Annotated in this window: 10 protein-coding genes and 1 pseudogene; 4 read left to right on the forward strand and 7 right to left on the reverse strand. The window is 70.4% G+C overall.

Annotated elements, in window-relative coordinates; all coding sequences use genetic code 11:
- Positions 1–19: 19 nt before the first annotated feature.
- Together ABJI51_RS40260 and ABJI51_RS40265 are read left to right on the forward strand one after the other, a co-directional pair.
- Entirely contained in the window at positions 20–1531 is a 1512-nt protein-coding gene (locus ABJI51_RS40260; RefSeq protein ID WP_348956434.1) for a tannase/feruloyl esterase family alpha/beta hydrolase, read from the forward strand.
- 31 nt (positions 1532–1562) lie between these two features.
- Entirely contained in the window at positions 1563–1934 is a 372-nt protein-coding gene (locus ABJI51_RS40265; RefSeq protein WP_348956435.1) for a hypothetical protein, read from the forward strand.
- Here the strand turns inward: ABJI51_RS40265 and ABJI51_RS40270 are convergent.
- Positions 1891–2613, reverse strand: coding sequence for an ANTAR domain-containing response regulator (locus tag ABJI51_RS40270; protein WP_348956445.1), 723 nt, complete (start codon positions 2611–2613; stop codon positions 1891–1893). The genes ABJI51_RS40265 and ABJI51_RS40270 overlap by 44 nt on opposite strands.
- Before the next feature lie 175 nt (positions 2614–2788).
- Between ABJI51_RS40270 and ABJI51_RS40275 the strand changes: the two genes are divergently transcribed.
- Positions 2789–3124, forward strand: coding sequence for a DUF3140 domain-containing protein (locus ABJI51_RS40275; RefSeq protein WP_348956436.1), 336 nt, complete (start codon positions 2789–2791; stop codon positions 3122–3124).
- A 60-nt stretch (positions 3125–3184) separates the two neighbouring features.
- On the opposite strand, the gene ABJI51_RS40280 is transcribed toward ABJI51_RS40275, so the two are convergent.
- The 6 genes and pseudogenes from ABJI51_RS40280 to ABJI51_RS40305 all read right to left on the reverse strand — a co-directional run bounded on the left by ABJI51_RS40280 (position 3185) and on the right by ABJI51_RS40305 (position 11658).
- Complete coding sequence (locus tag ABJI51_RS40280; protein WP_348956437.1) at positions 3185–5128, reverse strand: glycoside hydrolase; 1944 nt, start codon at positions 5126–5128, stop codon at positions 3185–3187.
- A gap of 75 nt (positions 5129–5203) precedes the next feature.
- On the reverse strand, positions 5204–6958 hold the full coding sequence (locus ABJI51_RS40285; protein WP_348956438.1) for a glycoside hydrolase family 35 protein: 1755 nt from the start codon (positions 6956–6958) through the stop codon (positions 5204–5206).
- Positions 6951–8414: an alpha-N-arabinofuranosidase gene (locus ABJI51_RS40290; RefSeq protein WP_348956439.1), complete on the reverse strand. Its 1464-nt coding sequence runs from the start codon at positions 8412–8414 to the stop codon at positions 6951–6953. The genes ABJI51_RS40285 and ABJI51_RS40290 overlap by 8 nt, the downstream gene beginning before the upstream one ends.
- A gap of 92 nt (positions 8415–8506) precedes the next feature.
- Positions 8507–9832, reverse strand: a pseudogene (locus ABJI51_RS40295) (ABC transporter substrate-binding protein); the annotation flags it as partial.
- A gap of 31 nt (positions 9833–9863) precedes the next feature.
- On the reverse strand, positions 9864–10727 hold the full coding sequence (locus tag ABJI51_RS40300) for a carbohydrate ABC transporter permease (RefSeq protein ID WP_348956440.1): 864 nt from the start codon (positions 10725–10727) through the stop codon (positions 9864–9866).
- A gap of 1 nt (position 10728) precedes the next feature.
- Positions 10729–11658 (reverse strand): carbohydrate ABC transporter permease, encoded by a 930-nt coding sequence (locus tag ABJI51_RS40305; RefSeq protein ID WP_348956441.1) that lies wholly within the window; start codon positions 11656–11658, stop codon positions 10729–10731.
- A gap of 111 nt (positions 11659–11769) precedes the next feature.
- Between ABJI51_RS40305 and ABJI51_RS40310 the strand changes: the two genes are divergently transcribed.
- Positions 11770–12810: a LacI family DNA-binding transcriptional regulator gene (locus ABJI51_RS40310; RefSeq protein WP_348956442.1), complete on the forward strand. Its 1041-nt coding sequence runs from the start codon at positions 11770–11772 to the stop codon at positions 12808–12810.
- Positions 12811–12977: the final 167 nt, after the last annotated feature.

The following is a 12977-nucleotide window of genomic DNA, read 5'->3' on the forward strand; positions in this document are numbered from 1 at the left end:
CATCGGACGAAAGTGACCCATGAGACGCCTGTTCCTGGCGGCCACCGTGCCGCTCCTGCTGACCGCCGTCACGCAGCTCGCGCCGGCCGCCGCGGCCACGCCGTCCTGCGCCGCCGTCGCGGTGCCCGCCCCGCCGGGCGCGAAGATCGAATCCGTCACGGCGGAGCCGAAGACCGCCTTCTGCCAGGTCACCGTCACCCTGACCCACGACGGCCACGACCACGTCCGGGTCGCGGTGGCCCTGCCGGACCACGGCTGGACCGGGCGGCTGCAGGCCGTCGGCGGCAGCGCGTACGCCGCGGGCAACTTCGGCGCGCCCCTCGAACAGGCGGTCAAGGACGGCTACAGCGCCGTGACCACGGACGCCGGCGTGTCCGAGAACGGCCTGGACACCTCGTGGGCCCTGACCGCGGACGGCCGGGTCGACCGGACCCTGCTGACCAACTTCGCCACCCGGTCGGCGCACGAAGAGGCCGTGCTCGGCAAGGCCGTCACCGAGCGCTACTACCACCGGCCGGTGACGTACTCCTACTGGAACGGCTGCTCGACCGGCGGCCGCCAGGGCTACTCCGAGGCCCAGAACTACGCCGGCGACTTCGACGGCATCCTCGCCAACGCCCCGGCGGTGGAGTGGACGCAGTTCGCCGTCGCGACGCTGTGGCCGCAGGTCGTCATGAACAACGAGCACGATTTCCCCAGCACGTGCGTGCTTTCCGCGTTCCAGAAGGCGGCGATCCAGGCGTGTGACGCCCGCGACGGCGTCACCAACGGCATCGTCGACCAGCCGGACGAGTGCGGTTACGACCCGCGCCGCCTGGTCGGCACGAAGGTCGTCTGCGACGGCCGCGAGTTCACCGTGACGGCGGCGGACGCCGAGGTCATGCGCAAGATCTGGGCGGGCCCGGCCGACGAGCGCGGCCGCCGCCTGTGGTTCGGCCTGCCGAAGGGCGCGGACTACACGTGGCTGGCCGGGACGCAGCCGCGTCCGGACGGCACGCTGTACGCGCCGGGCTTCCCGGTGGCCGTGCAGTGGGTGCGGTCGTTCCTGAAGAAGCAGCCGGACTTCGACACGTCGACGCTGACCTACGGCGAGTTCGCGGAGCTGTTCCGCCAGTCGGTGCGGGAGTACGACACGGTGATCGGCACGTCGGACCCGGACCTGACGGCGTTCCGCCGCACCGGCGGCAAGCTGCTGACGGTGGTGGGCACGGCCGACCAGCTGATCCCCCCAGGCGGCGCGCTGGTCTACCGCACACAGGTGGACCGGCAGCTGGGCGGCCCGCAGCGGGTGAACGACTTCTACCGGCTGTTCCTGGCCCCGGGCGTCCAGCACTGCGGAGGCGGCGACGGCGCCCAGCCGTCGAACCCCCTGGGTGCGCTGGTCGACTGGGTCGAGCACGGCCGGGCCCCGGTCACCCTGGCGGCGGCGACCGCCGACGGCAGGGCGGCCCGGGACTTGTGCGCTTATCCGCGGGTTTCCCGCTACACCGGCGGTGATCCGGCGTCGGCGTCGAGCTACCGCTGCCGCTGACCGCCGGTTCTCAAGCGCCCCCAATGTGACGTTGGGTGCATCTGACGCACCGAACGCCACATTGGGGGCGCTGGACTTCGAGATCCCGTCCGGCCTGCGCAAGGTGCTCTGCGCCGCCCGTGGAGAACCGGTAGCCGCCGCGTGGGACGGACCGCGGATCACCGCTCTCGCCGTCGCCGCCGACCACCGGGACGCCCAGGCTGTGCTCGTTCCCGAGACCGCCCTGCACACCACGCCGCTGCTTTCCGGGCTCGAAGAGCGGCTGCGGAAGCCGGTGCTCACCGCCACCGCCGTCACCGTGTGGGACGCGCTGGCGCGGGCCGGCGAGGCGCCGGTGCGGGACGGGCTCGGGGCGTTGTTCAGGTCCGGCGCGGGCCGTCGGCCGAGCTCATTCGCTTCGTGAAGCGGGCCGCGACGTCGCGGAGCTTGATGTTCGTGTGCTGGGACTCCACGATCAGGCGCTGCATCGCCGCGTCCTCGTTCACGCGGTGGATCAGCATCAGCATGCCCTTCGCCTGCTCGATCACCGCGCGGGTCTCCATTGCGTTGCGGAGTTCGTCGGCCAGTCTTCGTGCCTCGCGGTAGCGGCGGGTCAGGCGCAGGACCGTCTCCACGCACAGGGTGAACAGGCGCAGCACCTTCGTGTCGAACTCGTGGTAGCCGTGCGCGCCGAAGCCGAACAGCGTGATCGCGCCGACCAGCGTGTCGTCCACGCGCAGCGGGACCGCCAGGTAGCTGCCTACGCCCAGTTCCTTGGCCGCGGCGACGAACTCCGGCCACCGGTCGCCCGTTTCGTCGACCGCCACGCGGACGACCTCGCCCGTCAGCGCCGCGAGCAGGCCGGGACCGTCGCCTGCGGCGTACTGGACGTCGTCCATCTGCCGGGCGCGTTCGTCGGTGAAGGCCGCGGTCTGCGTCACGCCGTCGCGGACCACCATGATGCTGGCCAGGTCCGCGTCCGGGACCACCCGGACCGCTTCCCCGCACACCGCGTCGAGCAGGCCCGGCGTGTCCGACACCGATTCGAGGACCCCGACGAGATCCGCCAGGACGGCGTTCAGCTCGTCGACCCGCTCCGCCATGCCGTCGCCAGTGGTCGGCAAGGCCCACCCCTCCCATGCGTCAAGCGGCGAGCACGGGGATGAGCTCGCCAGCAGCGTCAACCGAGACCACCGCTGGCGTTTCAACGGGTCCGGGTGAACTCTACCGGCCGCGGGCGCCCGGTTTGCCGTCGGCCGCGCCGGGTAGCCGGTGAGGATGGACAATCCGGCTGTTGACGACGATCTCTGGACGGAGTTCCACCGCGTGGTGAACATGACCTCGCGCGAGCTGGAGGACTGGCTGCGCACCCGGGACGCGGGTGAGGACACCGAGCCGCTGCCCGGCGAGGCGGGCCCGCCGACGGGCCACCAGGTGCTGGCCATCCTGCGCAAACGCCGGTCCGACGTGGACGACCGCGACGCCGGCGTGATGCGCAAGGTGGTCGACCGCGTCCACGCGGAACGCCGTGACGACCTGGAACCCACCGCGGGCGAGGCCCACTGGCGACGACGCCTGATGTCGATCGGCCACGACCCGCTCAAACCCGCCTGAAAGCCGCGAAGGCCACCATCAGGGCGTCCAATGCCCTGATGGTGGCCTTCAGCGACGTTGTCAGCGGGCGACGGCCTGCCAGCGCTGGTTCGGCCCGTTGGTCGGCTTGTACAGGCCGATGCGCGCGCCGTCGTCGCGGGACTCGCCGGTGACGTCGAGGAGCTGGCCGCTCGCCGCGTTGACGAACGTCCAGGTGCCGTCGCCGGTGGTGGACAGCGTCCACTGGGCGGCGAGGTCACACGTGCCCGGCGCGGCCAGCGTCACCGCGCCGCCGGACGTGCTGAGCACCTGACCCGTGCCCACGTTGGTGATGGTGAAGCGGTCGCGGTTGCCGTAGCGGCCCGTGCGGTCGGTGAGCGTCCACTGCTGCGCGGCCGCCGAGGCGTCCGTCGTGCGCTGCACCAGCGTGCCGTTCTCGGCCGAGAGCGACTTGCCGCTCTGCACGCCGGTGAAGGTGAACGGCGTGCCCGAGCCGATGCCCGTGCCGGCCGCCGTCGAGGAGACGCCGTTGACGAGGAAGCTGGTCACCGAGCGTGCCGGCACCCGCAGCGTCGCCTTGCCGCCGGTCACCTTCACCGGCTTGCCCCGCTGCAGCGCCCCGTTGACGTCGGTGACGACCGGCGTCACCGAAGCGCCGGGCCGGATGTTGCGGAACCCGGACAGGTCCAGCGTGACGTCCTGGTCGTCGGTGCCCGCGTTGGTGTGCACGACCGTGGCCAGGTCCTCGCCGCGCATCGCGGCCGTCGACGCGGTGTCGTTCACCCCGATCAGCCGGTCGCCCGGCTTGATGTAGTGGGTGAAGTTGCGCATCGTGTTGTACTTCGTGTTCGTCTTGATCTGGCAGGTTTCCAGCGTCGCGGTCGCCGGGCAGTCGAAGGGCACCTGGATCTCGCCCCAGTTCATCCCGGCCGCGGATTCCCCGCCGGGCTTCATGTTGTTGTAGTCCTCGATCGGCTGCCAGCTGATCCACGCGCTCGGTTCGAGCAGGCGCAGGTCGTCGGTGATCTGCTTGGCCAGCCCGAGGCCCGGGTCCATGTTCGTGAAGTCCTGCCGGTCGAGCCAGCTGCCGCCGACCTCGCTCATCCACAGCGGCTTCGCCGCGCCCTTGGCGATGTCCCGCGGGACCGGGCGGTTGCCGGTGCCGTAGGTGTGCACGTTGAGCCGTCCCGCCGCCGCGCGGGCCTCGGCCGACCAGCCGTTCCAGTCGGCGGCGAAGATGTCCGGGTTGGTCTCGTCGGGCGCGGAGACGATCGCCCGGGAGCCCGCCGCCTTCAGCGCGCCGTCCATCGCCGGGATCAGCTGCGCCTGGACGGCCGGTCCGATGTGCGCGCCTTCCTGCCGCCCGCCGGTCGGGTTGCCGTCGGCGCCGAGCGTGGTCTTCCAGTAGTTGGTGTTCGGCTCGTTCAGCGGGTTCACCGACGCGAACCTGATGCCGTGCGCGCTTTCCAGCGTCTTGACGACCTGCGCGAGGTACGCGGCGAAGTCACCGATCTTGTCGCTGCGCAGCTGCTCGTCGGTGGCGTTGAAGCCGCCGGAGACGTAGCCGGAGACCGTCTGGAAGTACGGCGGCGAGTTGCTGAACGCCTCCCACTTCGTGACGCGGTTCTTGATCTTGCTCACCCACCACCGCTGGTTGGGGTCGGCCTTCGGGTCGAACTCGGCCGGGTCGCCGGGGGTCCACCAGTCCTTGTCGGCGCGGGTGGTGCCCGCCGGGGCCTTCCACCAGCCCGGCACCGCGCCGCCCGCGCGCAGGTACGGCGGGACGTCGGGGGCGTTGCCGCCGCCGACGTTGAACCGGGCGATGTTGAGGTTCAGGCCATCGGGGCCGAACACCATGTCGGCCAGCTTGTTCCGGATGGCGTCGGGGTAGCCGCCGGTCGCCTCGGCCATCCAGGCCAGGCTGGAACCCCAGCCGTCGAACGGCTGCTGGCGGTAGGTCGGATCCGGCTTGACCGTGACGGTGGTGGCCGCTTCCGCGGGCACGGCCGCCAGTCCGGTCGCCACAATCGGTACACAAAGGACGGTGAGCAAACGCCGCAGGTTCATCGTCGAACTGCCCTTCGGTGCGGTGGGGATTTCTCAGGCCTCGGTGTGGCCGAGCAGCGGCCGCGGCACGAACCGGGCCGCGGGGTCGAGCATCGTGCCGAGTTCGAGCACGACGAGTTCGTTGGCACCGGCCCGGACCACCGGGCGCGGCACGTACAACGTCCGTTGTGGACCGCGCCGCCAGTACCGGCCGAGCGCGAACCCGTTGAGCCAAGCCATGCCCTTGCCCCACTCCCCGGTGTCGAGGAACAGGTCGGCAGGCTCGTCGACGTCGATCTCGGTGCGCATCAGCACCGGGCCGGCGACGGCGCCCGCGACGGACTCCGGCTGTGCCGGACGCAGCGACGGCAGCTCCGCCAGGTCCAGTGGCAGCACGTCCCAGCCGGTCAGCGGTTCGCCGTGCAGCGTGGCCCCGCCGATGATGCCCTTCGCCTCGCCGATGCGCGGGCCGTAGTCGACGCGGCCCTGGTCCTCGACCAGCACCAGCAGCTCGCCGGTCGCGCGCGGCAGGGCGAGCGCGCGCTCGTGGTGGTCGCGGGCCAGCGTGCCCACCGGGGCACCGTCGAAGAACACCGTGGCGCGGTCGCGGACCTCGCCGAAGGCGAGCACGCCCGGCCGGTCGCCCTCGACCCTGGTGCGCAGCAGCGCGAGCTTCGGCATCGGCGTGAGGTCGTCGAACGCGGGCAGCTCCTCGTGGAACTCCCAGATGCCCCAGCGGTCCGGGGCGTCGAGCAGCCGGACGGGGTCGCGCAGCACCGAAGACGGCGTCGGCGCGGGCCGGGCAGGCGGCGGGACCGTGTCGGGCACCTTGTGGTAGCGGGCGATCACGTCGCGGAACGCGTGGTACTTCGGCGTCGGATCACCGGCTTCGTCCAGCGGCGCGTCGTAGTCGTAGGAGGTGATCAGCGGCTGGTAGACGCCCTTGTCGTTGGCACCGTTGGTGAGGCCGAAGTTGGTGCCGCCGTGGAACATGTACAGGTTGACCGACGCGCCCGCGGCGAGCAGCTTGTCGAGCTCGGCCGCCGATTCCGCGGCCGAGGTCGTGTGGTGGTGCGCGCCCCAGTGGTCGAACCAGCCGTTCCAGAACTCGCTGCACATCAGCGGCCCGGTCGGCTGGTGGGCCCGCAGGGTGGCCAGGCGTGCCTCGGCGGCGGAGCCGAAGGACGCGGTGCGGTGCAGGCCCTCCAGGCTGCCCGCCTCCAGCATCTCCGGCGTCGGCTGGTCCACTGTGGTCAGTGGCACGGTGATGCCGGAGTCGCGCGTGTGGTCGGCAAGCGCTTTCAGGTAGCGCTTGTCGTCGCCGAACGCGCCGTACTCGTTCTCCACCTGGACCAGCAGCACCGGTCCCCCGCGGTCGATCTGGTGCGGGACGACGATCTCGTACACCTTCGTCAGGTACTCGCGCACGGCGGCCAGGTACTTCGGCTCGTACCGGCGGACCCCGACCGAGGGGTCGCGGAACAGCCACGCGGGCAGGCCGCCGTTGTCCCATTCGGCGCAGATGTACGGGCCGGGCCGCACGATCGCGTACATCCCGGCGTCGGCGATCATGCGCAGGAACCGGTCCAGGTCGAGCCCGCCGGTCAGGTCGAACGTGCCCGGCTCGGGGGCGTGCGCGTTCCACGCGACGTACGTCTCGATGGTGTTGAGCCCCATCCGGCGCGCCTTGTCGATCCGGTCGGCCCACAGGTCCGGGTGCACCCGGAAGTAGTGCAGGGCACCGGAAAGGATGCGGAACGGGCGCCCGTCGAGCAGGAAGTCGTTCTCCCCGATGGCGAACTCAGGCATGCGGGCCCGCCTGCGGGGCCAGCTGGAGCACGCTCCAGGACAGCGGTGGCAGTGTCACGGTGATCGTGGTCCCCCCGGGATCGGACGTCGCGGCGGCGCCGGGCAGCGGCACCGGCCGGACCGGTTGTGAGTCGGCGGTGTTGACGGCGTGGCGCGTCTCACCGTCCGGTGTGGTCAGGGTTTCCGCCGCGTAGACGCCGAAGCGGGCGCCCCGCAGGCGGATCCGGACCTCGGTCGGCGACGCCGTGGCGCGGTTGGTCAGGAACACCGCGCCGCGCCCGGACTCCTCGACCGTCGCGGCGGCGTCGACGAGGTCGACCTCGCCGTGCTGCGCGGTACGCAGGCGCTTCCCCTCGACGGCCAGGCGCAGGCTCGCCCCGCCTGCCAGCGCGGCGACCCGCTGGAACGGGTGGAACGTCGTCTGGCGCCAGGCCGGGCCGCCGGGCTCGGTGCGGATCGGCGCGATGACGTTCACCAGCTGGGCCTGGTTGGCCATGGTGACGCGGTCGACGTTGCGCAGCAGGGAACTCAGCAGCGAGCCGACCACCACCGCGTCGGTGACGGTGTAGGTGTCCTCGATGATCCGCGGGTGCTCCCGCCAGCCGCCCTCGGCGAGTGCCTGCTGGTCGACCTCGTTCCAGCGGCGCAGGTCCCAGACGTTCCACTCGTCGACACTGATGCCGATCTTCTTGTCCAGGTCCAGTTCCGCCAGCGTCTCGTCGATCACCCCGGCCGTGGTGCGGATGTAGCGGTCCAGCGCGGCGGCACTGGCGAGGTAGCTGTCGGTGTCGCCGTGCAGCTCCTGGTAGTAGGCGTGCAGCGAGATGTGGTCGGCCAGTTCCGCGGTGTGGCGCAGCACCGTGCGCTCCCAAGAGCCGAACGTCGGCATGTCCGCGTGCGAGCTGCCCGCGACCACCAGCTCGACGTCCGGGTCGATCATCCGCATCAGGCGGGCGGTTTCGGCGGCGAGGCGGCCGTACTCCTCGGCCGTCTTGTGGCCGATCTGCCACGGGCCGTCCATCTCGTTGCCCAGGCACCACAGCTTGAAGCCGAACGGGCGGTCGGCGCCGTTGGCCCGCCGCCGCTCGCTCAGTTCCGTGCCGCCCGGGTGGTTGCAGTACTCCAGGACGTCGGCGGCTTCCTGGATACCGCGGGTGCCGAGGTTGACGGCGTACATCACCTCGGCACCCGCGGCGTCGGCCCACGCGACGAACTCGTGCAGGCCGAAGCGGTTGGACTCCACGCTGTGCCACGCCGGGTCCAGCCGGACGGGCCGGTCGGCGACCGGCCCGACACCGTCTTCCCAGCGGTAGCCGGAGACGAAGTTGCCGCCCGGGTAGCGGAGCACGGTCGGCCCCAGCTCCCGGACCAGGTCCAGGACGTCACCGCGGAAGCCGCGGTCGTCCGAAGTGGAGTGACCGGGCTCGTACAGTCCGGTGTAGACGGACCGGCCCATGTGCTCGACGAAGGAACCGAAGAGGCGACGCGGGACCGGGCCGGATTACCCGCCCCCGGCGCCCTCGCTGTGGGAGGTCCATCCGCGCGGCCCGTGAAGCCCTGCTGGTTGCCGTAGTCCACAATGGCCTGCTGCCAGGCCGCCAGCCCCGCGTCGAGCGGCGTGGCGTTCAGGTAGGCCTTGCCCGCGGTGTCGCTGAAGACACTGTTGGCGTAGGTCTGGTACGGCAGGTAGGTCCAGCCCTTCGCGACGTCCTTCGACGCCTGGGTCAGCACCTGGTTGATCTTCTGGCCGCCGAAGTACGGCACGGCCTCGTCGACGAACGCGGGCGAGTTCAGGTCGGCCGTGGTGGACGGGAAGCCGCCGCTCTTGATGAACGGCTGGACGCCGCCGGCGTGGTTGAGCCAGCGCACGAACCCCGCGGCCAGCGCCGGGTTCTTGCTCTGCTTGATCACCGACTGGGTGCTGCCGCCGTTCTCCGCGGTGACCGGCTGGCCGTCGTAGGTCGGCATCGGCGCCACGGCCCACTTGCCGGCCCCACCGGGCACCGACGAGATGAAGTTGCCCGGCATCCAGGCGCCGGTGACCAGCGAGGAGATGGTGCCGTCGCCGAGGGCGCGGAACCAGTCGTCGGACCACTCCTTGACCGGGGCGAGCAGCTTGCCCTGGATCAGCTGGTCCCACATCGCGGTCCACTTCTTCGTGCCCGCGTCACCGAAGTTGACCTTCACGTTCCGGCCGTCGACGGTGAACGGGCGCCCGCCCGCCTGCCAGATCATGCTCAGCACGAACCCGGGGTCACCGGTGTCGGAGGTGATGTACTTGGTCGGGTCGGCGGCGTGCAGCTTCTTCGCCGCTTCGATGTACTCGGCCCAGGTCTTCGGCACGGCGATGCCGTGCTTGTCGAAGACCTCCTTGTTGTAGAACAGGGCCATCGGGCCGGAGTCCTGCGGCAGGCCGTAGAGCCCGTTGCCGTTCTTGACCTGCGCCCACGTCGAGGCGCTGTAGTCCTTTTCGAACGAGCCGAAGCCGTAGGAGTTCAGGTCGACCAGCGAGTCGGTCAGCGCGAACTGCGGGAGGGCGTAGTACTCGATCTGCGCGACGTCGGGCGCGCCCGAGCCTGCCTTGATCGCGTTCTGGAGCTTGGTGTACTCCTCCTTGTTGGTCCCCGCGTTGACGTAGTTGACCTTGACGTTCGGGTATTCCTTCTGGAACGCGGCCACCTGGTCCTTGGCGGACGGCGTCCAGCTCCAGTAGGTGATCTCGCCGCCGGCCTTCAGCGCGGCGTCGACCGCGTCCTGCGTGCCGGTGGCGGCGGCGGGCGCGGACGACGTGCCCCCGGAGGAGCAGCCGACCGCCAGCGCGGCGGCCAGCACCACGGCGGCGGCCGCCTTGGCGTGGGTGCGGAATCTTGACATCGAATGTCCCTTCACGGCGGTGTGACGGCGGCTACTGCTTGACGCTGCCCGCGCTCAGGCCCGATTGCCAGAACCGTTGCATGAGCAGGAAAGCGACGACAAGGGGGATGATCGTGAGCAGCGACCCGGTGAGCACCAGGTTGAAGATCGGCTGGGCGCCGGCCCCGTTGGCCTGCGCGCTCCACTGGTTGAGCCCGACCGTCAGGGGGTACCACTTGGGTTCGCTGAGCATGATCAGCGGGAGGAAGTAGTTGTTCCAGGTCTGGACCATGGTGAACAGCGCGACCGTGATGATCCCGGGGACCAGCTGGCGCAGCGTCACGGTGAGGAAGATCCGCAGCTCGCCCGCGCCGTCGATCCGCGCCGCCTCCAGCAGCTCGTCGGGGATGGCGTCGGCGGCGTAGACCCAGATCAGGTACAGGCCGAACGGGCTGATCAGCGACGGGATGATGACCGCGAGCGGCGTGTTGGTCAGCCCGAGCTTGCTGAACATCAGGAACGTCGGCACGGCCAGCGCGGTCGGCGGCACGGCCACGGCCCCGAGGACGACGGCGAACACCCCGCGGCGGCCGGGGAAGCGGTACTTGGCCAGCCCGTAGCCCGCCGCGGTCGCGAAGATCGTCGCGCCACCGGCGCCCACCACGACGTACAGCAGGGTGTTGCCCAGCCAGCGGAAGAAGATCCCGTCGTTGTAGGTGAACGTCTGGCCGATGTTGTCGAACAGCGCGAACGGGCCACCGAACGACAGTCCCGAGGTCGAGAACAGCGCGGGCTGCGTCTTCGACGCGTTGATCACCAGCCACACCAGCGGAAGCAGGGTGTAGATCAGGTACAGCGCCATCCCCGCCGTGAGCACGCGCGACTTGCGGGGCCGCGTCACCGAGAACGTCGCCACGTCACATCCCCTTCCGGGAGCCGCGCAGCTGCACGACGTAGGCGATGACCGCGGTGATCACGCCCATCACGATCGCGACCGCGGCGGAGTAGTTGTACTGCTGCCCGTTGAAGGACAGGTTGTAGGCGTACATGTTCGGCGTGTAGAAGGTGCCGATCGTGTTCGGCACGAGGTTGCGCATGATGTTCGGCTCGTTGAACAGCTGGAAGCTGCCGATGATCGAGAAGATCGTCGCGACCACGATGGCACCGCGGATCGCGGGGATCTTGACGGACAGGATGGTGCGGAACGTGCCGGCGCCGTCGATCGCGGCGGCCTCGAACAGTTCCTTGGGGATCACCTTCAGCGCGGAGTAGAAGATCAGCATGTTGTAGCCGACGAACTCCCAGGTGACGATGTTGCCGATCGAGGTGAGCAGCCAGTTCGGCGACAGCGGCTTGATCGCGTCGGTGCCGAACAGGTGGTTCAGGTCCGCGGCGAGTCCGAAGTGGTCGCCGTAGATGAAGCCCCACATCAGCGCGGCGACCACGGCGGGCACCGCGTACGGCAGGAAGATCACGATCCGGAAGAAGCCGGCGGCGTGCAGCCGGGCGCTGTCGATGGCCAGTGCCGCGACCAGCGCGAGCAGCAGCATGATCGGCACCTGCACGACCAGGAACACCAGCACCCGCCGGAAGGCCTCCCAGAACTTCGGGTCGGCCAGCACCTGCGTGTAGTTGTCGGCGCCGACGAACACCGTGCCGCCGAAGAAGGCCTGGTCGCGGAAGAGGCTGAGGACGAACGCGTACACGACCGGCGCGATGAAGGTCAGCACGAACACGAGCATGAACGGCGCGACGAAGAGCCAGCCGCGCCAGTTCCGCCGGGCCCGGCGGGCCCTCGGTGCCGGGCGCGCCGGCACGGGGACGGGCGGTGCGGCTGTGGACGTCATCGTCTCTCCGGGTGATCGCGCACGCCGGGTGTGGACCCGGCGAGATGTTTACGTCAACATGGACGGCCGCAGAGTAACTTGTTGACGTAAACATGTCCAGGACACCAAGGAGTGACCGTGCCGCGCCACACAGCGACCACGTCCGCCCGGCGCCGGGGGCCGTCGATGGCGGACGTCGCCAAGGAGGCGGGGGTGTCGGGCCAGACGGTCTCGCGGGTCGCCAACGGGAAGACGAACGTCGACGACGCCACCCGCGAGCGGGTGCTGGCGGCCATGCGCCGGATCGGCTACCGGCCCAACAGCGCGGCAAGAGCCCTGCGCAACGGCCAGTTCCGCAGCATCGGCGTGATCATCTCGGCACTGCCGACGTTCGGCAACAGCCGCACCCTCGACGCCATCGCGGCGGCGGTCGTCGCGGAGGGGTTCTCGATCATCCTGATGCCGGTGACCCGCCCGACGCAGGGCGAGGTGACGGGGGCGTTCAGCAAGCTGAACGAGCAGGCGGTCGACGGCGTCATCATCCTCATCGAGCAGCACCAGCTCGACCAGAGCGAAATCGAACTGCCGCAGGGACTGCCGGTGGTGGTGATCGACTCGAGCGCCCGCTACGACTACCCGATCGTCGACACCGACCAGGCCGACGGAGCGGCCCGGGCAACCCGGCACCTGCTGTCGCTTGGGCATGAGACGGTCTGGCACATCGCGGGCCCGCCCCAGTCGTACTCGGCCGAGCGCCGCCGCCGGTCCTGGCAGTCCACTTTGGAGCAGGAGGGCCGGGAGGTACCCCCGGTGTCGGTCGGAGACTGGTCCCCGGAGTCGGGCTACCAGGCAGGCCTGCGCCTGGCGGCCGACCCGACGGTGACGGCGATCTTCGCGGCGAACGACCAGATGGCGCTGGGCCTGCTGCGCGCGTTGCACGAGTCGGGCCGTCGCGTGCCGGAGGAGGTGAGCGTGGTGGGGTTCGACGACATGGACGAATCAGCCCACTTCTGGCCCCCGCTCACGACGATCCGCCAGTCGTTCGAGGCGGTCGGCCGCCACGCGGTCTCGGCCCTGCTGAAGGAAATCGAGACAGGCGCGGAAGCGGGCGAACCGGTGAGCGTCCCGACGGAACTGGTGGTCCGTTCCAGCACGGCCCCACCCCCGTCCTGACCCGACGGGCATCACGTGTGATTGGGCGGGCATCACCCGTGTGGAGTTGCCCCCTGGGGCCGGACACCTTGATTCCAGACAGTGGTCTGGAGGGAGGATGTCCTGGTGTCTCGCAGGTCGAAGTATCCGGAGCAGTTCCGTCGTGACGCGGTCGAGCTGGTCAACTC

Source organism: Amycolatopsis melonis (assembly GCF_040064235.1).
In the GTDB taxonomy this organism is placed as follows: Bacteria; Actinomycetota; Actinomycetes; order Mycobacteriales; family Pseudonocardiaceae; genus Amycolatopsis; species Amycolatopsis melonis.